This is a genomic window from Burkholderia sp. RF2-non_BP3, assembly GCF_001522185.1.
Taxonomy (GTDB): Bacteria; Pseudomonadota; Gammaproteobacteria; order Burkholderiales; family Burkholderiaceae; genus Burkholderia; species Burkholderia diffusa.
Window position 1 is genome coordinate 22,370 of the sequence record NZ_LOSU01000008.1, and the last position, 25,554, is coordinate 47,923.

General features: G+C 58.9%; 26 protein-coding genes and 9 pseudogenes. 18 read left to right on the forward strand and 17 right to left on the reverse strand.

What is annotated here, in order from left to right; genetic code table 11:
- Positions 1-97: 97 nt before the first annotated feature.
- Positions 98-658: pseudogene (locus tag WS45_RS32885) on the forward strand (transposase); the annotation flags it as partial.
- 286 nt (positions 659-944) lie between these two features.
- Here the strand turns inward: WS45_RS32885 and WS45_RS02015 are convergent.
- The 3 genes from WS45_RS02015 to WS45_RS02025 are packed head-to-tail and all read right to left on the reverse strand — an operon-like array spanning position 945 to position 1,796.
- Positions 945-1,148, reverse strand: a complete 204-nt coding sequence (locus WS45_RS02015; protein WP_059534720.1) for a hypothetical protein — start codon at positions 1,146-1,148, stop codon at positions 945-947.
- Between the two features lie 12 nt (positions 1,149-1,160).
- Positions 1,161-1,385, reverse strand: a complete 225-nt coding sequence (locus tag WS45_RS02020; RefSeq protein WP_059534722.1) for a hypothetical protein — start codon at positions 1,383-1,385, stop codon at positions 1,161-1,163.
- Between the two features lie 12 nt (positions 1,386-1,397).
- Positions 1,398-1,796, reverse strand: a complete 399-nt coding sequence (locus WS45_RS02025; RefSeq protein ID WP_059534724.1) for a GIY-YIG nuclease family protein — start codon at positions 1,794-1,796, stop codon at positions 1,398-1,400.
- Positions 1,797-1,998: 202 nt separating this feature from the next.
- Between WS45_RS02025 and WS45_RS35955 the strand changes: the two genes are divergently transcribed.
- From WS45_RS35955 to WS45_RS32895, 4 genes and pseudogenes are all read left to right on the forward strand, one after another.
- Positions 1,999-2,325, forward strand: a complete 327-nt coding sequence (locus WS45_RS35955; protein WP_059534726.1) for a hypothetical protein — start codon at positions 1,999-2,001, stop codon at positions 2,323-2,325.
- Between the two features lie 29 nt (positions 2,326-2,354).
- Positions 2,355-2,696: a hypothetical protein gene (locus WS45_RS35960; protein WP_244139237.1), complete on the forward strand. Its 342-nt coding sequence runs from the start codon at positions 2,355-2,357 to the stop codon at positions 2,694-2,696.
- 12 nt (positions 2,697-2,708) lie between these two features.
- A pseudogene (locus WS45_RS02035) lies at positions 2,709-3,071 on the forward strand (ATP-binding protein); the annotation flags it as partial.
- Positions 3,056-3,313 (forward strand): annotated as a pseudogene (locus tag WS45_RS32895) (PDDEXK nuclease domain-containing protein); the annotation flags it as partial. The pseudogenes WS45_RS02035 and WS45_RS32895, both read left to right, overlap by 16 nt.
- Before the next feature lie 617 nt (positions 3,314-3,930).
- On the opposite strand, the gene speB reads toward WS45_RS32895, so the two are convergent.
- The 8 genes from speB to WS45_RS02075 are packed head-to-tail and all read right to left on the reverse strand — an operon-like array spanning position 3,931 to position 10,624.
- Complete coding sequence (gene speB, locus WS45_RS02040; RefSeq protein WP_156437003.1) at positions 3,931-4,881, reverse strand: agmatinase; 951 nt, start codon at positions 4,879-4,881, stop codon at positions 3,931-3,933.
- Positions 4,882-4,892: 11 nt separating this feature from the next.
- Positions 4,893-5,528, reverse strand: coding sequence for a cupin domain-containing protein (locus WS45_RS02045; protein ID WP_257127707.1), 636 nt, complete (start codon positions 5,526-5,528; stop codon positions 4,893-4,895).
- Between the two features lie 32 nt (positions 5,529-5,560).
- Entirely contained in the window at positions 5,561-6,259 is a 699-nt protein-coding gene (locus WS45_RS02050; protein WP_059534734.1) for a DUF1989 domain-containing protein, read from the reverse strand.
- Positions 6,260-6,272: 13 nt separating this feature from the next.
- Positions 6,273-7,532, reverse strand: coding sequence for a M20 family metallo-hydrolase (locus WS45_RS02055; protein ID WP_059534737.1), 1,260 nt, complete (start codon positions 7,530-7,532; stop codon positions 6,273-6,275).
- Positions 7,529-8,395 (reverse strand): amino acid ABC transporter ATP-binding protein, encoded by an 867-nt coding sequence (locus WS45_RS02060; RefSeq protein WP_082721810.1) that lies wholly within the window; start codon positions 8,393-8,395, stop codon positions 7,529-7,531. The genes WS45_RS02055 and WS45_RS02060 overlap by 4 nt, the downstream gene beginning before the upstream one ends.
- Positions 8,392-9,045, reverse strand: a complete 654-nt coding sequence (locus WS45_RS02065; protein ID WP_059534739.1) for an amino acid ABC transporter permease — start codon at positions 9,043-9,045, stop codon at positions 8,392-8,394. The genes WS45_RS02060 and WS45_RS02065 overlap by 4 nt, the downstream gene beginning before the upstream one ends.
- Before the next feature lie 22 nt (positions 9,046-9,067).
- Positions 9,068-9,730 carry an amino acid ABC transporter permease gene (locus WS45_RS02070; protein WP_059534741.1) on the reverse strand — a complete coding sequence of 221 codons (663 nt, stop codon included), beginning with the start codon at positions 9,728-9,730 and terminating at the stop codon, positions 9,068-9,070.
- 36 nt (positions 9,731-9,766) lie between these two features.
- A complete protein-coding gene (locus tag WS45_RS02075; protein ID WP_059534743.1) occupies positions 9,767-10,624 on the reverse strand; it encodes a transporter substrate-binding domain-containing protein in 858 nt (285 codons plus the stop codon).
- A 79-nt stretch (positions 10,625-10,703) separates the two neighbouring features.
- On the opposite strand from WS45_RS02075, the pseudogene WS45_RS35965 reads away from it, so the two are divergent.
- Positions 10,704-10,895, forward strand: a pseudogene (locus tag WS45_RS35965) (hypothetical protein); the annotation flags it as partial.
- On the opposite strand, the gene WS45_RS35970 reads toward WS45_RS35965, so the two are convergent.
- Entirely contained in the window at positions 10,806-11,024 is a 219-nt protein-coding gene (locus WS45_RS35970) for a hypothetical protein (RefSeq protein WP_257127708.1), read from the reverse strand. The pseudogene WS45_RS35965 and the gene WS45_RS35970 sit on opposite strands and share 90 nt — an antisense overlap.
- On the opposite strand from WS45_RS35970, the pseudogene WS45_RS02080 reads away from it, so the two are divergent.
- Positions 11,023-11,519 (forward strand): annotated as a pseudogene (locus WS45_RS02080) (GNAT family N-acetyltransferase). The gene WS45_RS35970 and the pseudogene WS45_RS02080 sit on opposite strands and share 2 nt — an antisense overlap.
- Before the next feature lie 173 nt (positions 11,520-11,692).
- Positions 11,693-12,012, forward strand: a pseudogene (locus WS45_RS02085) (DDE-type integrase/transposase/recombinase); the annotation flags it as partial.
- Here the strand turns inward: WS45_RS02085 and WS45_RS34665 are convergent.
- Entirely contained in the window at positions 11,996-12,247 is a 252-nt protein-coding gene (locus WS45_RS34665; protein ID WP_156437005.1) for a hypothetical protein, read from the reverse strand. The pseudogene WS45_RS02085 and the gene WS45_RS34665 overlap by 17 nt on opposite strands.
- 388 nt (positions 12,248-12,635) lie before the next feature.
- Positions 12,636-13,180 (reverse strand): annotated as a pseudogene (locus WS45_RS02095) (IS5 family transposase); the annotation flags it as partial.
- Between the two features lie 845 nt (positions 13,181-14,025).
- Here WS45_RS02095 and WS45_RS32905 point away from each other — a divergent pair.
- The 4 genes from WS45_RS32905 to WS45_RS36500 all read left to right on the forward strand — a co-directional run bounded on the left by WS45_RS32905 (position 14,026) and on the right by WS45_RS36500 (position 15,914).
- Entirely contained in the window at positions 14,026-14,514 is a 489-nt protein-coding gene (locus tag WS45_RS32905) for a fimbrial protein (protein WP_059596270.1), read from the forward strand.
- Positions 14,515-14,770: 256 nt separating this feature from the next.
- Entirely contained in the window at positions 14,771-14,968 is a 198-nt protein-coding gene (locus tag WS45_RS36495) for a GNAT family N-acetyltransferase (RefSeq protein WP_179949110.1), read from the forward strand.
- 30 nt (positions 14,969-14,998) lie between these two features.
- Entirely contained in the window at positions 14,999-15,472 is a 474-nt protein-coding gene (locus WS45_RS02105; RefSeq protein WP_059534749.1) for a GNAT family N-acetyltransferase, read from the forward strand.
- A 151-nt stretch (positions 15,473-15,623) separates the two neighbouring features.
- Entirely contained in the window at positions 15,624-15,914 is a 291-nt protein-coding gene (locus WS45_RS36500; RefSeq protein WP_082721813.1) for a GNAT family N-acetyltransferase, read from the forward strand.
- Positions 15,915-16,045: 131 nt separating this feature from the next.
- On the opposite strand, the pseudogene WS45_RS35975 reads toward WS45_RS36500, so the two are convergent.
- Both WS45_RS35975 and WS45_RS34670 read right to left on the reverse strand, forming a co-directional pair.
- A pseudogene (locus WS45_RS35975) lies at positions 16,046-16,272 on the reverse strand (transposase); the annotation flags it as partial.
- A 206-nt stretch (positions 16,273-16,478) separates the two neighbouring features.
- Positions 16,479-17,561 carry a hypothetical protein gene (locus tag WS45_RS34670; protein ID WP_156437007.1) on the reverse strand — a complete coding sequence of 361 codons (1,083 nt, stop codon included), beginning with the start codon at positions 17,559-17,561 and terminating at the stop codon, positions 16,479-16,481.
- A 459-nt stretch (positions 17,562-18,020) separates the two neighbouring features.
- Here WS45_RS34670 and WS45_RS02115 point away from each other — a divergent pair, with 459 nt between their 5' ends.
- On the forward strand, positions 18,021-18,998 hold the full coding sequence (locus WS45_RS02115; RefSeq protein ID WP_257127709.1) for a hypothetical protein: 978 nt from the start codon (positions 18,021-18,023) through the stop codon (positions 18,996-18,998).
- A 166-nt stretch (positions 18,999-19,164) separates the two neighbouring features.
- Complete coding sequence (locus WS45_RS02120) at positions 19,165-20,175, forward strand: IS110 family transposase (protein ID WP_059534753.1); 1,011 nt, start codon at positions 19,165-19,167, stop codon at positions 20,173-20,175.
- Between the two features lie 541 nt (positions 20,176-20,716).
- On the opposite strand, the pseudogene WS45_RS02125 reads toward WS45_RS02120, so the two are convergent.
- A pseudogene (locus WS45_RS02125) lies at positions 20,717-21,658 on the reverse strand (IS110 family transposase); the annotation flags it as partial.
- Positions 21,659-21,744: 86 nt separating this feature from the next.
- Here WS45_RS02125 and WS45_RS32925 point away from each other — a divergent pair.
- The 4 genes from WS45_RS32925 to WS45_RS36360 all read left to right on the forward strand — a co-directional run bounded on the left by WS45_RS32925 (position 21,745) and on the right by WS45_RS36360 (position 25,475).
- Positions 21,745-22,233 (forward strand): transposase, encoded by a 489-nt coding sequence (locus WS45_RS32925; protein ID WP_179949210.1) that lies wholly within the window; start codon positions 21,745-21,747, stop codon positions 22,231-22,233.
- Complete coding sequence (gene tnpB, locus WS45_RS02135) at positions 22,209-22,562, forward strand: IS66 family insertion sequence element accessory protein TnpB (RefSeq protein ID WP_059534759.1); 354 nt, start codon at positions 22,209-22,211, stop codon at positions 22,560-22,562. The genes WS45_RS32925 and tnpB overlap by 25 nt, the downstream gene beginning before the upstream one ends.
- A gap of 13 nt (positions 22,563-22,575) precedes the next feature.
- On the forward strand, positions 22,576-24,156 hold the full coding sequence (gene tnpC, locus WS45_RS02140; protein WP_059534761.1) for an IS66 family transposase: 1,581 nt from the start codon (positions 22,576-22,578) through the stop codon (positions 24,154-24,156).
- Between the two features lie 1,169 nt (positions 24,157-25,325).
- Entirely contained in the window at positions 25,326-25,475 is a 150-nt protein-coding gene (locus WS45_RS36360; protein WP_306459382.1) for a tetratricopeptide repeat protein, read from the forward strand.
- Positions 25,476-25,554 lie beyond the last annotated feature (79 nt).

Genomic DNA, 25,554 nt, shown 5'->3' on the forward strand with positions numbered 1-25,554 from the left:
GGATTGCCCTTAGAAGATGTTTCAAGAAGAGCGAAAAGGGCTGTCACTTCGACCCGAACCTGTTAACTTCGAGCGTTGTGACCGACGGATCGAGGAGATGGGCAAACCAATCATCGACGACGAACCGAGGGCATTGATCGAACCACTACTGCCACCAGCAAAGCCGAGGCGCTTCCGGTATCCTGGGCGCAGGCCTGTTCCAGATCGGGTTGCGCTCACGGGAATCCTGTTCGTGCGCAAGACCGGCATACGCTGGAACGAACTGCCTGCCGAGATGGGCTGTGGATCAGGCATCAGTTGCTGGCGCCGCTTGCGCAACCCGGCTCCAAACACCACACGCCACCGACGCTAACGGTACGACGATCGCGGTCATCCTGACCGGCGCCAACCGCAACGACATCACGCAACTGCTGACGCTGGTGGAAGCGAGTCCGCCGATTCGCGGTGTGCGTGGCAGGCCGCTTCGCAAGCCAGGCCGGATCTATGCCAATCGCGCTTACGATTACGACAAGTATCGCCGGCCACTGCACGCGGCAGGCACCCGACTTCGATTTCCCGACGTGGTGAGCCTCTCGGTAGCGGCCTCGGCAAAGTGCGCTGGGTGGTCGAACGCACTCACGCATGGCTGCGTGGTTTTCGCCGTTTGCGTACCCGGTTTGCAGCGAACGTACTTTCAGTCGAAGAGGCAGACCACCTTTGGACCCAATTGAAAGCGATCGTGCGCACATTGAAGCGAGCAGGGCATACGCGGCCACGGGTTGCTCGCCGCCCACCGGCAGCGCCTCCCTGTCAACGAGATTTCTTCGGTGAGATCGAAGCGATCAAGAAACGGGCGGAGCAACGCGAGCCTGCCGAGCTCGAGTAGACACGTCAGGCAACCCTGTCGCTTGGCCGGTGAAGTTAAGCTGTTTTTTTCGGCTCAGACCAGAGCATTCCTCGGCGATCTACACCAACGACATTTGGTTCGACAGGCCTTCGGGAACGGCGTAGTCCTTTTCCGTTGCGATCCTGTCCCGCCGTCCACTGGGGAGCGCATCACCGCTTCGCTCTGCGTTTCCGTAGTCCGGAAGATGCTTGCGCAGCCACGCGGCCCCAAGCACATCGGACGAGAACACGACCCCCGGGGCAATCTGAACAAGCTGAGTCATTGGAGAATTCTCCTAAACGGATTGAACGTCAAAGTGCGCAGTGGCGTAGCGAGCGCTGCAGTCCCACACTTCGACGCCGTCGCGGGTGAACGTTGCCCAGCCGTCCTTCACCGTCATCCGCGCGGTGGGGAACACGGTGCCATAGCCATTGGCGGTTGCGGCGAATATGGTGCGTTCCCGGCAACGAACGACGTATTCACCATCGTCGAGGACGTGGACCTCCTGCTTGCTATCCAATCCGGCGGCGCCTTATCTTCCGTTCTGCTGCGACCAGTAGTCTGGTCGGGGCGCCGGTAGGACCCGTTGGCGCTTTTTCGGCGCCCACTTCGCAAAGTCGAATTCGATCCCGTGTCGCGCGAATACGATCTTCGCCCGCGCGGTGCTCTTTCTTTTCCAAGCATTCCGTCGACGAACGTCAACCTTCAGAAGGGCTTCATACGCAAACGCCTCTTGGCGGGTCTCGAAGCGCTTTGCGGCCAAAAGGCGCCATTTGCGGCCCTTGGTCCATCCTGAATTGTTATCAGAATTGTGCGCATGCAGCCTGCGCTTCAGGTTAGAGGTTGAACCCAAGTAGGTCAGGCCTTCGGAGCATACAAGCAGATAGGTCCACGCGGCAGACATATGGGCATCCTCTTCCTTCAGGAGCATTCAGCGGCAAGTCGATCGTGACTAGGCATCGCGTCGATCGAGGCTGCGAAACTCCGGGCGATTGCAGTTCATAAACTCATCGTAGTTTAACCCGGTAAGACTTGTTCTCCAGCGTTTCCTCCAACTGCAGCGAGTCCTGCCGCGTAAAGGGTGGGCGGGAAGCCCTTCCGCTTTGAGGCCGGGATGGCAAGCGACCCATACCGTGTCGCTCTCCTCCGCGAGAAAGTGGGCGGGCGCATCGTTCGGCGAACATGGCACCTGGGTGCTCGATGCACCGGATATTTTGCTCTCCGGCGCCGCGACGGCCGACAACCTGCGCGATTCCGTATCCCGCCATGCCCGTGAGGGTCGTCGGGTGCTGCTGCTTGCACATTCCGACCTGCCGCTCGCCGATGACGCGCTGCCGCAGGCATTGACGCCCGTCGCGCTCAGCTATCTTCACGGCACGCTCGACCAGGCGCGAACCGCGGCAACCGTAACGCTGTGCGCCTCGCCCTTTGGATCCTCGCGCAACTTGCTCGACCGTTGAGCGCTGCGCCACTGGGCATCGTTGTCGGGATGGCCACCGCGTTCGCCGCCGTTATCGTCGTTGCACGGTTGCGGATCTTCTTTGCGATCGAGGCGCTACTCGTCCCGATATGGCTGGGTGTGGCCAGCATCGCAGTGCTGGCCTGTTCCGGCAAGGTACTCGTCAACCTGCGCGGTGCGCAGGGAATCATCCGGCTGCGACAGAAAGTCGGCGATCAGCGGCTGGAAGCACCTGCGAGCGCGCGCTCGCGTTCAGCCGCGCGAAGTACAGCACCATCAAGGGCATCCTCGAAAAGGGCCAGCGAACCCGTGCCCCGACCGGCGCTTACCAGAACGGCGGCCGCTTCGGCCGTGATCTCCAATCCCTGCTGATCCACTGACACCATGAATCCGAGTCCCGAACTGAATTCCATCCTCAAGCAACTCCGCCTGTCCGGCATCCTCGACTCGCTTGAGCAGCGCAACCGTCAGGCGATCGACGCGCAGCTCGCCTATACCGAGTGCCTTGGCATGCTGCTGCGCGCCGGCTTCGCGATGGGCAAGACACTCGAGACGTTCGACTTCGACCGGCTGTCTACGTTGAACCGCTCACACGTTCATGATCTCGCGACGGGCCGGTATCTCGATGAGAAGGTTGCGATCCTGATCGCCAGGCCGACCGGCACCGGCAGAAGCCACTTGGCGCAGGCGCTGGGCCACTGCGCCGCCCGCCAAGGCCGCGATGTGCTGTTAGCTATGCGGACGCAGGGCAGATGCACCTCTACCTCAACTACGCGCATGAACACTGGATGAAGCCAGGAGAGAACCCCCCAGTCGGCTTGATTCTGTGAGCGGGAAAAGGCGCAGCTGAGGCACATTACGCATTGGACAACCTGCCGAACAAGGTACTCGCGGCCGAGTATCAGACAGTCCTGCCGGATGAGGCGACGTTTGCCCGAGAATTGGAACGCACCAGGATCGAATTGGAGCGCCGTGGCCGCAGTACGTGACTTTGCGCCCGAAGCACGGAGATACGCCGATGCGCGATGTCGGCGAGGACACTGAATCGATCGTCCGGTCATTTCTGAGATGCCGGGACTGGCGATAAAGCAATGCGAAAACACTCTACTTTGCGCCGTCGGCCGCTGACGAAGGCGCAATTGCTGCCACTTCCTACGGATTAGGTCCGTCGTCTTTCGCTCAAGCACCATCTCGCACTTGCGGCGCTATGTGGCGGACGTGGCGACGTTGATTCGATCGTCACGCTGTCCAATGTGCGGGCCCTCGCATTCAATTTACGTGCGGATGGAAGAGAGGAGCCGTATCGCAGTGCATTGCGCGGGCAGAGCGCGGTGATCAGTGGACCTTGACGGATTCCGAGCGTACTTCACTCGAAGCGTCGCTTCTTGTCCATGATGAGCGACGTGCTGTAATGCCAGTCCATCGCTACCTCGACGCGCTGGAGCACATGCAGCGTGTTAGCACACCAGACTTTGGTTTGCCGATCGACCTGGACTGAGACATGAGCGTTGGTCACCCGAATGGCGGTTCCGCCACAGACAGCGGACGCTGGCCTGCCGAACAGGGTCTTCGCATTGCATTGCGGTAGCCCCGTCAACCGTCACCCTCAGGCGCCGGTGGAGTCGCAGCGTCTCGCAAAAAGACAGAGCATTTCATACATCAATGTCGCCGCGATCAGTGCGGTATTGCCACTGGGATCGTATGGAGGCGAGACCTCGACGACATCGCCACCTACCCAGTTCAGTCCTTCGAGACCCCGTAGCAGCGCAAGTGTCTCGCGGGTCGTCAAGCCGCCGATCTCCGGTGTTCCGGTGCCGGGCGTGAATACCGGATCCAGTCCATCCACGTCGAGCGACAGGTAGACCGGTGCGTCGCCGACCACGCGCCGTGCTTCCTCCGCGATCGCCGCGGGACCGCGCGCGTCGAACTCTTCGATGAACACGACGCGCATGCCGCTCTCGATCGAGTAGCGCCAGCCTTCGTCGGAATTTTGCGCACCCCTGATACCGATCTGGATCGTGCGTTCCGGATTCAGTAGTCCGGCCTCCACTGCGCGGCGAAATGGTGCGCCGTGCGTGAATTTCGAACCCTTGAAACAGTCCCACGTGTCCGTATGCGCGTCGATGTGCACGAGCGAGATGGGTTCCTTCGGCGCCATTGCCTGAAAGATCGGGTACGTGATCGAATGGTCGCCGCCTGCTGTCAGCGGGATCTTGCCGGCAGCGAAGATCGGTTCGAAGAAACGGCGGATGTCTTCATGCGCGCGCTCGAGGTGATAAAGATCCGTGAACGGCACGTCGCCGATATCGCCGACCCGACATGCCGTGAACGGGTCGAAGCGCGTCACGTGGTGAGTGGTGCGTGTCATCGTCGACATGTTACGGATCTCCCGCGGACCGTAGCGCGCGCCGGGCCGCGCGGTGACGCCACCGTCGAAGGGCACACCGGCGAGGACAATGTCCAGTTGATCGAGATCCGTGCATGGCGGCACGCGCATGAAGGTTGGGATGCCGCTAAAACGCGGCAATTGCATCGCCGTGAGGTCGGTACCTGGCACGTTGACGGTTCCTAGAAGGTAGGCGGCGTATTGATCCACAGCACGCGGGTCACGGTCCTGGCCGGGTTGCGGTAGCTGTGCGGTACGCTGCTTGGAAAATAGAACGAATCGCCCGTTTGCAGCACGTAGCGCTCGTCGCCGAGAGTCAGTTCCAATTCGCCTTCGATCACATAACCTAGCTCTTCACCGGCGTGGGAAATCTGCTCGTCGCTGCTTGTGTGCGGTTCGATCACGTGGATGTCGCCTTGCAGTAACTGGCCGGGGCCTGGCACCACCACGCGCTCCAGCACGATCGAACCGCGGTTGCGGGCAGTCGGAAAGCTGACGGACGGCCGCGCGTTCGCGCGCTGCACCGGCGACGTGTTGATGTCTGGCCCGGACACGAGGGCTGCGATGTTGGTCGACAGCGCCTGCGCCAGTCGGTGAAGCGTGGCAAGCGACGGTGTCGCATGACCGCCTTCGACTTTTGACAGCAGGCTTTCCGAACAGCCGGCCTGCTCGGCGAGAGCCTTGAGCGTGAGTTTCCGCACCATGCGCGCATGCTTCAGACGCACACCGAGTGAATCGCCCGGCGTGGCTTGCGACGGTGCTGAGCCTTTGCTGGCCGAGGCGCGGCCAGTTTGGGATGAGGTTTTTCTGGTTGCCACCGTTGCAATATCGGAAAGGTTGAAAGAGCGGATTACGCTATCACCGTGAACTCGACGTTGACTGGATTGAGCGCGTTGATCGGAATAATATCCTGTGGGCACGCGGACATCACGACCACACAGTCCAGTACGGCCTTGATGTCAACATGGTCGCCGGCCTTCGATACGGGCGGCAGCCAGTCGATCGTATAGTCGGGCTTGATCGGAATGTTCATCCACAGGTTGAACGGTTGTGGCACTTCCCGCGCGCGCAGGCCGATTGCCTTCAGCGCGAGGCGCATGTTGTCGGCGCAGTTGTCATGATAGCCCTCGACGCCGAGATTCTTGTAGCGGTAAAGATCACATGCGGCGATCAGCGTATCGTGTACGCCCGGCGACGTGTCGACGGCGAGTTCCGCGATGGGCCGCCGATGGTTTGTGACGAGTGGGTCGCCAGGCTGCGGAACGACCTTGTCCAGATAGGCGCGTGTATGTTCGAACGACAGGAATTCGTTGAGATGCGCCGCGTTGAAAATCCATGTATCGCAGACCTGGGTGCCGTGCGGGTTCGCAATGCGGATGGTCTGACCCGCCTTCAGGCGCACCGCGCGGCCGCAACGGGCAGGAACGGTATACGTCTTGCCCAGTTCCGGTGTGCCGTCTGCCGAAATCGGTTCGTGCAGCGTCGCATTCAGGCCCTGTTCGGTGCCGTTGTCGTGCATATGCAGTTCTTCGGTATGAGTCGTGCTCATTGAGACTCCTTCATCAAGGTTCGTTGCAGAGAGTGGCAAGGCAATGCGCGAGAGCGCGCGTGCCCAGCACGAGGTGATCGTCGTCGGTTGATTCGAGCGGGTTGTGACTGATCCCGCCGCGGCTTGGCACGAACAGCATGGCGGTCGGGCAGTGGCGTGCCAGATACATGGCGTCGTGGAAAGCGCCCGATGTCAGCGTGAGCGTTGGAGCGGCGAGTGCGGCGCATGCGTCGGCAAGGCGTGCAACCAATGCGTCGTCGAAGCAGACCGGCGCATGCGAGAACAGCGGCTCGACCGCGACGCGATGCAGTTCTGCGCATTGCGCGAGCTGCTCATCGAAGGCCGTGAGCACATCGGTATCGGGATGGCGAAAATCGACGGTGAAGGTGACAGCCGATGCAATCGTATTGATCGAATTCGGCGCCACCGACCAGCGCCCGAACGTCACGCGCGTATGTTCCTGACCGAGCGCGGTTGAGAATGCTTCGATTTCAGCGCGCACGGCGATCGCCAGTGTCATCGCGTCATGGCGTGCATGCATCGGCGTGGTGCCGGCGTGCGCCGCGACACCCTCACAGGTGATTGCATGCCAGCGCACGCCCTGAATGCCGCAGACAACACCCAGCGGAACGCTTGCCAGTTCGAGTTGCGGCCCCTGCTCGATATGCAGTTCGATGAACGCGCGCGTGGGCTGCTGCGCGTCGTGCTTGCCGAGCGTCGGGAAGGTCTTTCGATGCGCGTCCAGTGCAGAGGCGAGCGTGGTGCCAGACGCATCTCTCGCGTCGCGATAGCGTTCGAGGAGCGCCGGGTCGACAAATGCACTCGAACCCATCGCGCCGGGCTGAAAACGGGTGCCTTCCTCGTTGGTCCAGATCGCCACGTCGAGTGGACGCCGGGTCCGGATGCCGGCATCGTTCAGCGCCGCGATGCATTCGATGCCGGCCAGCACTCCATAGCAGCCGTCGAGTTTGCCGCCGGTAGGTTGCGTGTCGATATGGCTGCCGGTCATGACCGGCGCGATATCTTCTGTGCCGGCGCGGCGAATGAAGAGATTCGCGCAGTCGTCAGTCGTGACGGTGCAGCCGAGCGCGTGTGCGCGTTCGATCAAATGGCGGCGCGCCTCGATATCGCACGCCGACAGTGCCGGGCGATCTACACCGCCGTCGGTGCGTGCACCGAATGCAGCCAGGGCGTCGATCGAACCGAGCAGGCGTGAGGGATCGACGTGTGCGCTCGCAGCCTGAGCAGCATGATCGGGGCGATGCGGCGTCATGCGGCGGCCCCCCGGGACGCGCCGTTTTCCGGCGCGTCCATGCCGAGCGTAGCGCAGGCCCCGGCAGCGTTGCCTGCAATCGGCAGGCTCCGGTCGAACCAAGGCTTCAGGAACTGCTGCAAGCGCGGTGTGCGGGTGTTGCCGAAAAGCTGTGCAGGCGGTCCGGCTTCGACGATGCGCCCCGCTTCCATGAACACCACCTTGTCAGATATTTTCGCGGCGAAGCTCATTTCGTGCGTGACCATCACCATTGTCATGCCGTCCTGCGCGAGGGAACGGATCACGCTCAGCACTTCTTCGACCAGCTCGGGGTCGAGTGCGGAGGTCGGTTCGTCGAGCAGCATCACTTCGGGCTCAATCGCAAGGGCACGCGCGATGCCAACGCGCTGTTGCTGGCCGCCGCTCAGCCGCGACGGGTAAGCGTCCGCCCGGTGCTCGAGGCCGACGCGCTGGAGCGCTGCCAGCGCTTTGCGCCGCGCTTCGTCCTTGCGGATTTTCTTTGACAGGACGAGTGGCGCAGCCACGTTGGCGAGCACGGTCATATGCGGCCACAGGTTGAACTGCTGAAACACCATCGCGACGGGCCGGCGCACCTCGGCGAGGCTGGCGTCGCTGTCGCGATCGCGCTCCGTGCGGCCGGCTGAGCGATAGCCGAGAAGTTGCCCCTTGATCCACACCTCGCCCTCGTCGTACGCCTCGAGGAAGTTGATGCAGCGCAAAGCAGTGGTTTTTCCGGAGCCGGATGGACCGATCAACGTCACGATTTCTCCGCGCATCACGTCGAGATCGATGCCTTTGAGCACGCGGGTGGCGCCATACGACTTGCCGACCGCGCGGAGTTGAAGAATGGGGAGAGCGCTCATGAGGTCTTCTGCAAAAAGCTAATCAAGGTCGCGGCCCGTCCGGCAAGTAGCGCGACGGCCTGGGTCAGGAGCCAGTAGCTGACGATCAGCATGGCGTACGGCCCGATATATGCATAGGTGGAGGCAACGATGTCGCTTGCGGTCATGGTCAGTTCAGGCACCGTGATGATCGATGCGACTGCGCTTTCCTTGATCACGAGAATGACCTGATTGGCGAGCAGCGGCAGCGCGAAGGCGACGGCCTGCGGCAGCTCGATTGCACGAAACGCCGCCCACCGGTCAATGCCGAATGCACGTGCCGCCTCGATCTGGCCGCGCGGAATGCTGGCCCATCCAGCGCGGAAAATTTCGGCAAAGTACGCGGCCGAATACAGCGACAGCGAGAGAATGGTGGCCTGCACGGCGCTCATCGTCAGGCCTAGCATCGGCAGGCCGAAATAGACGATCACCAGTTGCGATAGATATGGTGTTCCGCGCACGAGCCACACATACGCTTGATAAGGGTAGGCCAGCGTCTGCGGAAAACGCATCCGCAGCACGTTCAACAGGAAGCCGCCCACCATGCCCGGCAGCGCTGCGAGCAGGCTGACTTCGAGCGTCACGAGCATGGCGGCGGTAAAGCGCGGCACGAGGGAGAGGAATGCATTCATGGGATGGCACCGTTTCCTGGCATCAGGCGCGCTTTGCGACACGCCGCTCGTAGCCGTGCGCGACGAGCGATAGCAGTGACGTAATCGCCAGGTAGAAGCACGCCGCGAGCGTATAGACCTCCAGCGGCCGATAACTGGCTGAGGCGAGCTGCTGGCCGACGCGCATCAGGTCGGTGACAGCGATCACCGAGATGACCGCCGAAGCCTTGACGATGTCGATCGTCTCCGACACCAGCGCCGGCAGCGTCGCCGCCAGCACCTGGGGCACCTCGATATGCCATAGCGTCTGTCGCTGCGTGAGATTGAAGGTGCGCGCCGCTTCGATCTGGCCGCGCGGAATTGACCGGAAGCCGGCGCCCAGAATCTGCGACTGGTACGCAGCCGTGTTCAGAGACAGCCCGATCGCAGCCGCAACCACGCCGGGCAACGTCAGCCCGATCGCCGAGGGCACGTAGTAGAACACCAGCAGTTGCGCGAGCACCGGCGTGCCGCGGAACAGACTGACATAGACCCGCGCCGCGCCGGACATCAGCGTGCTGTCACTTGCCGACATCGTGTAGATGAAAATACCGGCGAAGAAACCACAGACGATCGCCGCAGCGGACAGGCACAGCGTGGTCAGTGCGCCGTCCATCAATTGGGGCAGATAGCTGAGGCAGCGGGCGAGCAGGTCAGGAGTGTTCATGTCGTTTCGATGACCGGAAAACAAGCCACGCTGCTGTTACATCGTCGGTTCGGGCAGCGCGTCGGAAGGTACATCCATCGTCGTGCCGAACCATTTCTGCTGAAGCTTCTTCATCGTGCCGTCCTTGTTCGCGCGTGCGATGCCCTCGCTGAACAGTTTGGCGAGCGCGGCGCTATCCGCATCTTTGCGCGCCACCCAGGCAAAGTAGCTCTTCGGGCCGATCGTTTGCGACATGACCATGAACACGCCCGGGCGCGCTTTCATCAGCGGGCCGAGGTTGGCGACCGACTGTGCCACGGCGTCGAGGCGTCCCACTGCCAGGTCGCCATAGGCCTCGTCGAAGGCGACGTACTGCTTGATCTGCTTGATACCGGGACCGCCTGCGTCCTTGAGTTTCTTGTCGAGCGCAATCAGTGCCTGCAGTTGGGCAGAACCGGTTTGAGAGCCGACGATCTTTCCGTTCAGATCGTTAGGAGATTTGATCGATGTTTCGTTGGTGCGCAGCAGGACGCCGGTGGTGGCGTCCGCTATGGGCAGTGTGAATGCGAAATGGCTTGCGCGGTCCTTGTTGACTGTGACAGCGGTCACGACCATATCGAAGCGCTTTGCGTCAAGGCCCGGCAGCAGGCCCTGGAATGGCAGGTCGAGCTGCTTGACCTTCACATCGGGTAGTGACTTCAACACGTACTGCATGAGGTCGGCGTCATAGCCAACGATCTTGCCGTTATCGATGTATTCGAATGGCGCGTAGCGCGCCTCGGTGGCGATTGTGATTTCCTTGTTCGCCTTGATTCGGGACAGCAGATCGTTGTCTTGCGACCAGCCTGGAACGGATGCGCACAACGCTAGCGCGCCAGCCAACGACAGTATCAGAGTGCGGAAAGACCTATGCATGATGCCCCCTTGCAGTGCGATGTCGTGAAAGAAACGTTAGTGAATCTCGCTCAAGTACATTGAATGTAATTCAACATGCATGAAGCGTGCCAGTACGGAAAGGCTGGTTTTGCGCAGCGGAGACTGGCTTGCGGAGCACCGTGTCTGGGAAACCGAGGGACGTGTGCACTTGCGGAGTGCTTCAGGCACCGGCTCGGGGAGCCTGATCGATCGCGCCGCAGCAGCGCTCGGCAAAACCCGCACCGATTCCATTCTCGACGCTGCGCGTTCGGCCGCCGAGCAGACGCTGCTGGATCAGGTTGTCTTGGTTGCTGCCCCGCACGCCTGGACGCACCAGCCCAGCCGAATGTCGCATTGCGTCGAACCATGCAGACGCCCGCGCCGTGGGATTCTGCCGCATGACGTGGATGGCTCCGCAGCCGCTCACAGCCGAGCACGCCCTGGACGCCTTCGAGTCCGGCGTCAGGAGCTTGGGACACGTGGCTCAAACGTCGCGCGCTCGCCAATCAGCGCAGCGGTGCGTCGCGTACCTTCGTCGCAACCCAAGCAAGATGGGCAGGTGCGTGCGTATTACGCACTCGCATCTGGTGCCGTCGCGGTCGAAGCTACGCCCGATCGATTCCGGCGCAATATGCCGGATCCAATCCCTGTTGTGGTGTTGGGTCGGCTCGCAGTCGATCGGACACAACAGGGCGGAGGCATTGGTCGTGCGCTGGTGCGTGATGCCGAATTGCGCGTGCTGCACGCGGCCGCTGCGATCTGGATTCGCGGCATGATCGTCCACGCGCTGTCCGATTCGGCCAAAGCGTTTTACGAACGGGTCGGGTTTGAGGCGTCGCCGCTCGATCCGATGCTGTCACTGATCACGCTGGCTGATCTCGCGGCGGCACAATGACGCTGCTTGTGGGGACGCGTCGATGTCCAGCGATGACGAAAAATTACTCCCCAAGCGCTCACTGCGCTTAGCATTGCGCGAGCTGTCCGTTGCGCAGCATTGCCAGTTGCTCAGCAACCTGCCGGTGATCGAGCTTCTGGCGTTCGCGCAGCAGCGCCACCTACTTGCTGTAGCGGGCGGTCGACGAGCATGGCGTCGAGCTGGACGTCTTGGTGCAGAAGCGCCGCGACAAGGCGGCTACCAAGCGCTTCTTCCAGCGGGTACCGCGCTCCTGCCCGACACCGCGAAAGATCGTCGCCGACCAACTGCGCAGCTACGCTACCGCGAAGGCCAACATGCCGGAGCTGGCCAATGTCAGCCTCGTGTTAACGCTTCGGCCCGGGTGAACAACCGTGCTGAGAACAGCCATTAGCCCACACGAGCGCGCGCGCAGCGCGTGCGAGGCTTCAGCGATCGGGCGCGCACCCAGGCTTTTCTCACGGCCTTCCCGCCGAGCGCTCCTTGCAGCCGCCAAGTTGACCATGCTCGGATAGGGCCACACCCCGGCGCTTTCCAGCACGGAGATGGAGATTGGCGCCGCCCGCTTCCGGCCGCGGCAGCAGCGTGCCCCATTGATCGAGCGCGGTGGCGCCGCCCGTTGCCTCGCGGCTGTCGATCAAGGCGGTCTCGACATGCTGCACCGTCTGCGGGCAGGGAGGGCATTCGTCCGCGAAATCATGATGGCGCATTGCTCAATCGTCAGAAATCGGAAATTTACAAAACTCAAAGGAATCGACTGATCTCAATGGACGGCGACTCGGCTTCGTTGCGGATTGAACTCAGATATTTCCCATACAAATTTCAGGAAACGGCGATTCGACTTGGGATGGGGCTGGTGTTGAATGATTGTTGATTTACTATAGAATTAATTTCAAATAGCTAACCTTAAAATCGGAAAATATCTTCTTACACCATCGGCTCTGCCCCCGAAGTGGGTACGCGTTTGCGAACACCTGGACAGTTAGGGAAGCGCTGATTAATAGGCGATCCCGCGAGGTGGTCGGCGACGGAACAACCGGTTTAATCACAACGGACAGCTCGTTGAGTTAGACAGAAATTCAAGCGACTTTCAGGTCGCACGTGCGCCTTCATGCCGAAGTGCCACTCGTTGCCTTTCTTCGTTTGATGCATGTCCGGATCGCGACGCTTCTCGGCGTTTTTGGTCGACGGCGGCGCTTCGATGATCGTCGCATCGACCAGCGTGCCTTCCTTCCTCATCAGCCCGCGTTCGCACAGCGAGATGCCAATCTCGTCGAACAGCTTGCGCGTCAGGTCATGTTCGAGAAGCAGGCGCCGGAACTTCAGCAGCGTGGTCGCATCCGGCACATTCTCGATGGCCAGATCAATCCCGGTAACGCCCGCATCGCGATGCTGTCGTACAGCGCATCCTCGAGCCCTTCGTCCGACAGGCTGTACCACTGCTGCAGAAAGTAGATTCGAAGCATCCGCTCCAAACCGATCGGCGGGCGGCCGCGAGTTCCTTTCGGGTAGTACGGCTCGATTGCCGTCAGCAATCGCGACCACGGCACGAGCTTCTCCATCTCGTCGAGGAAACGCTGACGCCGGGTCACGCGCTTCTTGCCTGCGCCTTCCGCTTCCGCAAAGCTCATTTGCCGTTTCATCGTCGTGGGTTCGTTCCGCGAACTATCTTCTACAACGTCCTCGGCTGCGTCAGCGATGACCACCGAGCCGGATAAATCGGTGCCTCCACAAGGATATTTCCTATACCAATATGAGCGGCCGACGATTCGGATTCGGATGGGGCTGATGCCGAATGGTCGATGTTTCATTATAAAATTGGTCTGAACTGAAGGCCATCGCTGGAGTAGCTATTTGCGTTGCCTTCAAAAATCCCGGCGACGCATCGCTTGCGAATTTCATGCGCAAACCTATCCGTCATGCAACTTAATTTAAGATAATTAATTTCGGGTCGACAAGATAACGTCCATCAAGAGTGAAGTTATGCATAGATATTTTCGTATCGTCGTATCAATATTGTTTTTTTTGCTCGAATGCGTGGAGCGGCGAGTCCGTTGATGAGCCGCTTCCATTTCCATCATCCGTCACCCTGTACTCAAATCAACTTGCGCCATATACTGTGATATCTCAATGGTATAGTACGACACCAGTTCAAAAATCTCTTCATGCGATCGGATTCTATGGTCTAAGTTTGAAGTACCATAATTCCAAACAAATCTCGGTAATACATGGTCCGGATGGGGAGCCCGTGCCCGTTATGCCACTACCAGGGACAAAAGGAATTGGGTTGGCGTTGGGCGTACGGATTAAGAAAGCGGGGGAGGGTTGGGAGCCATGGGTGCCTCCCTCCGCAAGTGATTTTAATACGAACTTTGCCAGCGGATGGCCTAACGGCCAAAAATTCTCTGTACAATTTAGGGCTGCCCTAGTTAGACTTAATGGTCCTATTAATCCTGGGGACATCGATCTAGGACAGAATGGTGTCGAGTTGAGTCAACTTAATGGTATTGCTTTCCATGCGATCGGTCACGTCCTCATCCGCCAACCCACCTGCGAAATCCTAACCAAGCAGATCGGTGTGTCTATGGGTAACGACATTTCGCTGTCGAAGTTCACGGGGCCCGGCACGACATCCGATTTCAAGCCGTTTACGGTATCGATGACGTGCCCGACGGGGATTAACAAATTGTCGTACCTGATGAATGGGGCGGGTGGTTCGAAAATTGATCCATCTCAGCCTGGAGCGCTGTCGTTATCGAATGCAAATGGCGCATCGGGTGTGAGCGTGCAGGTGAAGGACGACGACAACAAGGCCTTCGTGAATTTAGGACACGCCATGCCGGTCGGCCAATACCAGCCTGACCAGGACAATCAGCACATCGATCTGAAATTCGAGGCGGCCTACATCCAGACTGGCGCGAAGGTCACTGGCGGCGAAGCGGATGCGCAGGCGACCATCACGATGTCCTACGAATAGGTCGGCGTGTAGTTCTATCACGCATGGAAAACGAGGCAGGGTCAGAAATGTTTGCTCGGCGCTATCGAACTAGCCGATCTTGCTATCCGCCCCCTTTTTAGCGGTCTTCGCAGCTTAGCGTCAACGCGCTCATCAACCCCGTCAATCAACAAGACTTGCCGCAGTCCCAAAATGGGACTGCACTTGACCCAAGCGAATCATTTCGAAAAAGGTCCTGCTGGCATTCTGCGAGAAGCATCCAGTTACGCGCCAGTCGTTGCTCGCATTGCCCGAATTTCGCGACAAGGGCATCGGCAGTCATTTGCTGACTGAGGCGCGGCGTTGGTCCCAGAAACAACGACTGGAGTTGCCTGCGGTATCGCCGAGCGACAGAAGTTCCCCGTTTTATGAACGCTCCGGTTTTCTCCGCGAGCGCGATCCGCTCGTGCTAAAGATTGCAGCCGGCAACTCGTAGCCGCATCCTGCAAATTGTCAAGGAGTTCAGATGAAGCTTGAATGCAAACGCCTCACAGAGGCGGACGTGAAAGAGGTCGTCGCACTGAACAGCAATCCCCTGGTCTTGCGTCACATGCCACTTGCTGAGAACACCTTTGACGAAAGGAAATGTCTCGCATGGATTCTGGAAAAGGACTCGCAGTGGGCACGCCACGGATACGGGCCTCTGGCTTTTTTCGTCGACGGAAAATTTGCCGGATGGGGAGGGTTGCAACATGAATCCGGTGATGCCGACCTGGCGTTGGTGCTCCTTCCGGAATACTGGGGAATGGGACACGTGATCTATCAACAAATTATCAGCATGGCGTTTTCCCAAATGGGTCTGGCTTCCATCACGGCACTGCTGCCGGACACAAGACGTCAGCGGAAAAGTATGCAGCGTCTTGGGTTCATCAATGATGGGGAAACTGAACTTTGCGGAAACCGTTTCATCCGCTATAGGCTGTACACCCAAGGAGAATGAATTGGCATCGATCAGGCTGGCCAAAATACAGGACATTCCGCAGATGTTTGACGTGCGCTTCGCAGTGCGGGAAAACCGGCTGGCGCCAGGAATCGTGATTCCAGAAGAAGACGTTTGACGTTCAATCGAAGATACCGGGTGAGGTTGGGTCATCGAGGTAGACGACAGAATTTGGGCCTTCGGTATTGCCGACGCCGTCAACGGAAGTATCTGGGCGCTCTTCGTGCATCCAGACGCGGAGGGACAAGGTTACGGACGGCGTCTGCACGACGAAATGGTGTCATGGTTGTGGTCGAGGGAACTGCAAATGGTTTGGTTGGCAACCACGCCTGGCACACGGGCTCAGACGTTCTACGAGCGCCTTGGCTGGCAGGTGGAAGGTCCCGCCGAAGCAGGGCAGATTCGCCTGGAACTTAAACGTGGAAGCGAGTCTTGCGTGTAGGGTGACATGATGTGCCAGAGCAAGTAACTGCCGGGTTCGACCGAGCGTTTGCGGCCGCGCCTATGCCCCCGGCTTCGAAGGCTCAATCGGCTTCCTCAACAACCTCGTCCCCTCGAACAAGGTGATCGGCAAGGCGCTGCGGCGGTTACGCCCGCCTTCCGGTATATCTCGGCCCATTTGCGTAGCTGGTTCGCGTTCACCCCGGCCTTGAGCGCCAGACCTGATAGTGAAGCGCCGGGTTGTAAACATGCCTCGCCAGGCGGCGTTTCCCATCAGGATCAAATGATCGCTTGCCGTTCGGGGAGACATGGGTCACCTTCAGGGGCAGGAAATCGAGGTCAATCGTGTCAGCTGTCATCGTGGATCGATTCAGCAGTGCCGGTTAGGTGCGGAGGATTTCGCGCTTACGGTCAACGACGCCGAATAGATTTAGGCAAATCACCATCACATCGAAGATTAGTGTTGCAAAAATGGGGTGGACCATAGATTACTTCGGCTGACGGCAGCGTGAGGGCGTCATCGAACGCCGCTTTTCGGTTGGAGTCGGAGCTGATATGACTCGTGTCAATAAGGCGGGTTTGTCAGCAACGCACGATAGCGATCGGCCGCCCCCTTTACGCGGATTGCGCCCCAATCGATATCGTTCAAAATGGTTTGCACCGGCCAATTGCGTTGTTGGGGGGGGAGGGTCTCGAGCGCCTTGAACATGTCATCCAACGCCGCTGATTGCTCACATCCTGGCCAAGGGATCACTCCGGCGAGGTTCGCCCGCACCTTGCCGCGTTGTTCGGCGGGCAGATCCTCGAGTGCTTTGAGAAAACCATCGACCGCCGCTCGTCGGCCAGATACGCCCGCCCAGATAACGTCATCGTATTCCCGGTTCAGCTTGCGGCATTGTTCGTTGGTCAAATCCGACGTTGCTTTGTCGATGGCCTTCCGAATTTCAACCACTACCTTTTCGTCGGCGCTCGACAGGCTAGAGACATTTATCGCTAGCGCTTCCATCATCGGACCATTAGTCCATTCCATCTTCTTATCGCGTTGTTCGGCGGGCAAATCCATAAGTTCCTTGAGGGCGCCATCGAACAGCATCTTTCTTTCGGACTGTGGACAACTGCTAATCACACAGATAAGTCTCATTAGAACCATGCCTCGCAGTTTGGGTGGCACAGCCCAAAATTCCTTAAGCAAGGCGGTCGCTACTCTCGGGTCGTGACTATCGAGTAATGCCGCGATTTGCTTTGGCACCTCTTCATCGCGTACCTTCAGGGAAGCGTCTCGCATCGGCGCAAGTGCATCGCGTAACCTTTTATTGGCCCCGGCCAGCGCAAGCCGATCACCATGAGGCAGATATTCGGCAATCTGATGAACGAGTTCGGTGGGGAGGCCGTGTAGCGCTGCCGACGGCTTGACTCGTCCATTGGCCTCGCTGCTTTCGCGGGGGCCGGCCCAGTTGGATGGCGCTTGTTGAAAATCCGATTTCGGAAATTGATCTCTATTCTGGGAGTTCGTTACGTTAACCACGCGATCCCGTAGGACGATGTTATCTACTGCCGTAGAAGACCCTGCTTCACGCATTATAGAAGGCCGATGCGATCGTTGACTCAGAATGGTAGCGTTAATCCAGATTTTGACAGAATTAATCATGATTTTGATTCAGGAAAATTTTAAAAAAAGAGGTGGAAATGCGTGTTTTTATTGATTCGCGTTGAAGCATCACGCGATTTTTAAATAACACTCTTGTGTTTCATGGGTCCTATAATTATTAATGTCTGGATCGGTGGATTTCGTAACGCTGAAAAAGCGTATCTCGAAGACGTTAACCCCGCTTGCATAAAACTGTCGTCTTGCCAGTGAGCTGTCTCGAAAAAATCGGGGGCGTCAACTCTGGATTGCAGCCTGAAAATTTAAATTTGGGGGCGCGACAAGCTGGCACTACGCACCTCCGATCGGCTCACGGATATCAACAGCATCCGCCACGATGTCGATGTCGATGGCGAGGAACAGGTCCCCCGCAGCGACGCTGAAAAGGGCGTGGTCCGGGTCTTCATCGCGCCCTAGGCAGGCGCCGACCCCTTCGCCATTGAAGCGGCAGTACGTCAGCGTATGGCGACGATTGCTGGTGACCAGGCCTGGCAGAACTCTGACACGGTGAAGACGCTCGCCCTTGAGAACCTGATGTCTGCCAGGCGATTCGGTTTCGCGGAATTCTTCGAGCCGCTTTGGGCGATCGACAACCTCAGGACGAGCCTGCTTCAAGGCGCCGGAGCAGGTCTTGGATTCTTCGTCAGGGACGTGTTGCCGCTGGTCAAGGAGTTTCGTGCCAACGACCGCATCGGGGCTACTGCGATCATCAAGGCGTCGTCGCCCCTTCTGGATCGCGCAGCGCTTCAAGAGGCTGGATCGAATCAGGTCGCGCAGCTCGGCAAGGCTAAGGCAGCGTGCGACGGGCTTCTGGCGCTGATCGCGGAACCGCCTGAGATCAATGCTCCGGCTGTGCTCGAGTTTGTTGTGCAGACGGGTCTGTTTTCCATCCTGGACACACTGGCTCCCTTCGTTTCCGGTGACGCCAAGGCCGTAGCGGCCGAGGACAGCTCAGGGCAGGGCGATCAGGTCGAGCGCACCGAGGACGGGGAAGCCGAAGACACCAGTCCTGAGCTGAGCGCATGGAGCAAAGCGCTTGAGGCACCACTGAGCCAGATCGAGCGCTACGACTTGTACGCGCGAGGACAGTCGCAATTCGGGACGCATCAGGGCGTCAAGGGGCTTGAGTTCCCACGCGTACTGGTCGTGATCAATGACGACGCGGCGCGAGGTTTTCTTTTTGCCTACGTCAAATTCTTCGGTACCAAGGAGAAGTCAAAGGCGGACCTTGAAAATGAAGCTGCCGGCCGAGAGACCGGTTCGGACCGCACCCGCCGCTTGTTCTACGTGACCTGCAGCCGGGCCGAGAAGAGCTTAGTCATCGTCTACTACTCGCCGGATCCAGCACTGGCTCGCAGTGCCAGCCGAGAACGGTTAGAGAATTTGACGCCGCGTGCAAATATGCCGGAAGGTTCCATGGGATCGCTCTCAGGTTCATAAGTATTCCCGGTTACTTGACATAAGTATATCTATCAATATTTTTGGTGTAACGGTCATTTAGATGGAATGGTCGCCTCCCGCCTTAACGGGCCGTCCGGCGCCGCAATCTCGCGTCCAGAGCATGCGACATTGCTGGTTCGGCAGCCCAGCCGCCAAGGAGAACCAAATGGAACCCACGACCATTGCCATCGATCTGGCCAAGCGCGTTTTCCAGATTCATTATGTCGAGCCTGAAACCGGCGCGATTCACAGCAAGGTACTCAAACGTGCCCAGCTCGCGCCGTTCTTCGCCAACCGGCCGGCGAGTCGCGTCGTTATGGAGGCCAGTGGCAGCGCTCATCATTGGGCCCGGGTCCTGGCACGGCTTGGCCACGACGTGCGGCTCATCGCAGCTCAGTTCGTGCGGCCGTTCGTGAAGTCTAACAAGAATGATGAGGCTGACGCCGCGGCGATCTGGGAAGCTGCCCAGCGTCCCGGCATGCGGTTCGTGGCCGTTAAGACCGAAGACCAGCAAGCCATGCTGGCGATGCACCGGATACGCCAGCAACTGGTCCGGATTCGCGTCATGCAGGTCAACCAACTTCGCGGATTGCTCTACGAGTTCGGCGTCGTGTTGCCTCAAGGCCGTCGTGCATCGATCGACGCCGCCAAAGCCGCGCTGGCGTCACTGGCCGACGAGTTGCCGGCCATGTTGCTAGACAGCCTGCAGGATCAGCTTTCGCGACTCCGTGCGCTCGATGAGCAGATTGCTCGGATCGAGCAACGCATTCTCAATTGGCGGCGCAATGACGATGCATGCCTGCGCATCTCGGAGATTCCGGGCGTGGGCGTACTCACGGCAACTGCCGCGGTTTCGGTCATTGGACAGGCAAGAACGTTTCGCTCGGGGCGGGAGTTTGCCGCCTATCTCGGTCTCGTGCCGCGGCAGAACGGCTCGGGAGGCAAGATCAAGCTCGGTGGGATCAGCAAACGCGGTGACGTTTATCTGCGGACGCTGCTGATCCACGGCGCGCGATCGGTCATCTCGAGCTCAAAGCACTTGCCGGAGCGTTTGCGTCAGATGCTGTCCCGACGACCAACGAACGTCGTTGCTGTTGCACTCGCAAACAAGATGGCGCGAACAATCTGGGCGCTGCTGGCGCATGGCCGAACGTATGAGGCAGCACCGTCGCAGTAGTCAAGCTTCAATTCCTTTATCCCATCCACGGTTGCACAGGTGATGTTGAAAGATGGCAAGACAGGTTGGACCGCGCAAGGGCAAGCCTGAGACATTTCTCGGACCTCGAGTCCGCTATTTAGATTAGGAACCTTGCGGCGAAATCCATCGGGGCCGGCAGGCACGTCCTGCGATCGAGTCCGGATATAAGTCCGCAACCACCCTCCTCGCCACGATCAAAATTGCCTTGCAAATGGGAGGCGACCATATAAGTAATGTCCGGACCGGACATTTGAATCTGGCTTTGACATTGTGTGTAAGAGCAAAGTTGTAATCTATGGCCAGCCCGAATTTTGCAACCCCTGGTTCTGACGTTTTTGGCTTGCGCAAATCTATCCGGAATCTGAGGTTACGCCTCGTTCCACGATGAAAACCGCACCGGTCGATCCTCAAAATGTCGGCAGCTGCTGGGAGCTGTACAACTTGTCAGGTTCTTCGTCCGGTCGCTGTGCCGTTGGATCATCAGAGTTACCGCAGTCGCAAAACCTGGTGGGACAAAATTTCAAGCACGACACCCGAGCGATGGATCGTACGCGGCGTGCTTGGTCAGTACAGCCCAAGCGATTCGAGCGAGCTTGTTGGCGACCGCGCACGCCACCACGTTCGAATGGCGTCGTGTGAGCATCGATCGAATCCACTCGCCAAGCCCATCGGTTCGCAGCGCCACTCGCTGGATGACGGCTCGCGCACATTGGACCAACAGGTGACGCAGATGCTTGTCACCTCGCTTGCTGATTCCATACAAAACGTTGCGGCCTCCGGTGCTGTGTTGCTTGGGAACTAGGCCGATCGACGCGGCAAAGTTGCGCCCGCCTTCATACTGACTAACGTTCCCGATCTCGGACGCGAGAAGACTTGCCGTGACGACACCGATCCCGGGAATCGACAGTAGCCGGGCCGCATTTTCGTCCTCGCGTAACTGCAACTTCAGATCCTTGTCGATGTCATGGACCTGCTGATCCAGATATCGGTAGTGTTCGTGCAATCGGTGCAGCAGCTCGGCCAGTCGAGATGGCAACTCATTGGCGCCCAAGGCATCGGATATGCGATTCAATACAGCTTTGGATGTTGGCAGAGTGATGCCGAATTCCAGAAGAATGCCGTGAATTCGATTGATGGTGGCCGTGCGCTCAACGACGAGTCCCTCTCGAACCCGATGCAACGCAGCAAGTGTTTGCTGTGCCTCTGAGCGAGGTGCTACAAAGCGCATGGAGGGTCGCGCCGCAGCCTCGCAGATCGCTTCGGCGTCGATGTAGTCGTTTTTGTTGCTCTTCACAAAGGGGCGGACAATCTGAGGCGAAATGAGCTTGGCTGCATGTCCCATGGCGATCAATTGACGTGCCAGCCAATGGGATCCCGCGCAGGCTTCCATGACAACCGTCACGGCCTTCAGATTTCCGAAGAACGGCAGGAGCTGGGCGCGCGTCAGCCTCTTGCGAAATACGTATGCGATTCATTACCGACGCCCTTGTCTAGAAATCGCTGCACTCTGATGCTACGTGTCCACGTGGACAGCTGGCATCAGAGGGTATGACAGAAAAACGAGACTTGCGTAGCCGACTGGTGGTCGGTCGGAAACGGGATGGCCGCCGTGAATACGACGATGCTGCCCGAGACGAATTAGTGCAGTTGTGCCTGCAGCCCGGCGTTTCGATTGCGCGGACGGCTATGGAGCATGACCTCAATCCCAACCTGCTGCGCAGTTGGGTCGCACGACATCAAAAGATCCAAGCCCAGGTCGAGCATGAGCGGATGGCCCGGACACCTGTTGTTGCCGATGGCGTTTCAATCGATATTCCAAACTCACCGCCGGCATTCGTGCCAGTCGTGTCGGTGACCACTCCACGGATGGCGCTTTCACCGAAGCCGTTACCTCCAGCTTCTTCGATGGCACTCTCGCTGCACGTACGTCTGTCGAATGGCGTCGAGTTCGATCTCGGTGAGGCGAGCATCGACGAACTGACCACTGTCATCCACATGCTCGGGAGGCTTCCGTGTTCCGGTTCGACGAAGACCTGAAGGTGTATCTGCACCGCGATCCTGTCGACTTCCGCTACGGCATGAACAGCCTGTCGATTCTCGTCGAACAGTCGATGCGACTGAACCCGATGGATGCCTCGCTCTACGTGTTCGGCAATCGGCGTCGTGATCGCATCAAGATCCTCGGCTGGGATGGGAACGGCTTCTGGCTGCTGATGAAACGCCTCGAGGCCGATCGCTTCACTTGGCCAGACAAGAAAACCGAAGTCGTGTCGATGACGACGGACCTGCTGCACGCGTTGCTCGACGGTGATGACATTACCACGATCCAGCGGCATCCGAGACGCGAATATCGTCGCGTCAGTTGAACTCGGGATCGGCATGCCGATCCAGGTCGCCATCACCGCCGACGAACTTGCCGCGCTGCTCGCGATACGCGAAGCGTATGGTTTGCTTCAGCACGAGCATGAAGAAGTTCGCGGCACGCTGCGTCTCGTGACGGCGGAACGCGATCTCGCCGAGGAGCGGCTGCGCGCCTATCGACACGAATTGTTCGGCGCCAAAAGCGAGGCACGAACCTCGGGAAAGCTCGGTCTGTTCAATGAAGCCGAAGCGTTGGGCACGAACGCAACGCCGGCGCAGGAAGACACTCCGGAATTGACGGTCACTGCGCATACGCGCAAGAAACGCGGCCACCGCAAACCGCTCGATCCCACCCTGCCGCGCGACGTCGTGCGACACGAACTGCCCGAAGCTGAACGCTTCTGCGCAAACGATGGGCACGCGCTCGTCGAGTTCGGCGTGGAGATCAGCGAGCAGCTCGATGTGATCCCCGAGCAGCTTCGTGTGATCCAGCACCAGCGCGTCAAATACGCGTGTCCGTGCTGCGATCTCGGCATCAAGGTCACGCCGGCGCCGCCGCGCATCATCCCGCGCGGACTGTTGAGCGAATCGGCACTCGCGTGGATCGCTACCGGCAAGTACCAGTTCGGCATGCCGCTGTATCGCCAGGCTGGCCTACTGCGTCGCTTCGGCGGCGACATCTCGTCGAACACGATTGCTGCCAGCATGGTCCGCGTCGGCCTCTCGACGCAGCCCGTGATCAACCTGATGCGCGATGCGCTGCTCGATTCCGAGCTCATCTACTGCGACGAGGCGACGCTCCAAGTGCTGAAGGAAGAAGGCCGTCGACCGCAATCGACGAGTTACCTCTGGGCGCAGATGACCGGTTCGGGCGTTCCCATTCGTTGCTTCACCTATACCCCGGGACGCGGTGCCAAGCTGGCCGACAAGCTGTTCACCGGGATCCGCGCGGGTGCGGTCATGATGACCGATAGCTACGAGCCCTACAACGACATCGCTCAACGTCACCAGTTCGTGCATCTTGGATGCTGGGTTCACGTGAGACGGTACTTCGTCAAAGCGGAGGACAGCGTCCCGAAGGCTGCTCGAACGCCCAATCTGCTCGCGACGCGCTTCATCAAGCTGATCGGAAAGTTGTTCGCTGCCGAGACACGTAGTGAAATGTGGCCGGCGCAGCGACGACAGCGATTGCGACGACGATACAGCGTACGCGTACTCGACGCCATCCACGCGTTGATGCTCGAGCAGTCATCTGGCATCGTACCGAAGAGCCTGCTTGGTAAGGGATTGACTTACCTGCGCGCGCAGTGGCCAAAGCTCATCCGTTACGTCGAGAACGGCGACTGGCCCATCTCGAACAATCCCTGCGAAAACGCGATTCGTCCGTTCTGCGTCGGGCGCCGCGGGTGGCTGTTCTCGGACACCGTCGACGGCGCAAACGCAAGCGCCAATCTATATACGCTCGTCGAGACCTGCAAGGCGAGCGGCATCGATCCCTATCACTATCTCACCTGGCTGTTCCAGCGTCTCCCGCTGGCAAAGACCGTCGACGATTACGACGCGCTGCTGCCGTGGAAGATGCCTACGGCCTCGCATTAACCAGCCATCTCACATTCAACGGAGGTAAACATGTCCGATCCAAAGCAAATCAAAGCGTACGTCCAGGACGCGTCAGGACAGTTGGTACCCCTTACCGCAGACTCGCTCGTTCTGGAATTCCCATCAGGTGACTCTCTAGAGGTCTCCTGGGAAACGCAGCATCCTGATGACCCTCGTCCAGCATGTCTGGCAGTATGGGGTGGACGTCGTGTTTCAAAACCCCTGTCGGAAGAAGAAATCAACGCTCAAACTCGTGCGACATCGGTTGCGATTTTACCCTCAGCCTCGAACCTCGTACTCGTTCATCCGTACTCGCACCCCATCCGCAAGCGTACCTAAAAATCGGCACCGTTCCGGAACGACGCCTCCCCATCAACCTCCCTGAGAGGCGTCAATGATGGATCGCTTACCGAAATACCTCGTGACCTTTCACGTCTTGCCCATGCAGATGAAACACATGCTTGCCCAAATCGATACCGATCAGCGTGATCTTGTTCATGGCGCTCTCCTCTACCGTGGACCGAACTTCCTATCGCAGAACGGTCGCGGGGATCGGGCTGGCCATTTCATTATGTCCGCGGACATTTGAGAATGTCTTTGACAGACAGACAGACAGACAGACAGGCAGACAGACAGACAGACAGACAGACAGACAGACAGACAGGCAGACAGACAGGCAGACAGACAGACAGATAGATAGATAGATAGATAGACCGCTCTCGGAATTCGATTCATCCAAGCCAACGTTTCTCGATTTTACGAAACGTTGACTTCCATTTTTCAGGTCGGCCCCAGTATTCGAGGTATTGAAGTGGCTGCGGGAGGTGGAGCGTGCGAACCTGCCGGACGTGGCGCCGGACGTGGCGCCGGACGTGGCGCCGGACGACAGCGCAGACGAGCGTGTGCGTCCGGATGCCGCAGAGGGTTGACAAATCAAACAATTGTATTTCGCATGATTTTTGAAAGTTGTTCCGTGGGGCGGAGCGTACAGTGAATCGTGTTGCATCGCCGCATCGATTGGCTAACCATTGACCGGTATGAGGATGTGGTCTGGCCCAAAAAACGCGTGACTCCGATGTAATTGAATTGGAAGAGATGACGCCGTCAATGCTTGAGGCAATTCAGGCTGGCGTGACCATCAAGGATATGCAGGGTACTCCCAGGACTTGATGGATGGCATCTATGCCTATGCGTATCGATTCTATCAGCGGGGGCGTCTGGACGAGGCGGAGGTGTTCTTCCGGTTTCTGTATATCTACGATTTTTACAACGTGGACTATGCGATGGGACTGGCCCACTCAACAATCATGAGGAAGTAGTTCCTATGGCTTCTATTCAACAAAGTCTTCAGAACATCAATCGGTATCAGCGGCACGCTACGCTGCCGATGCTGCGTCA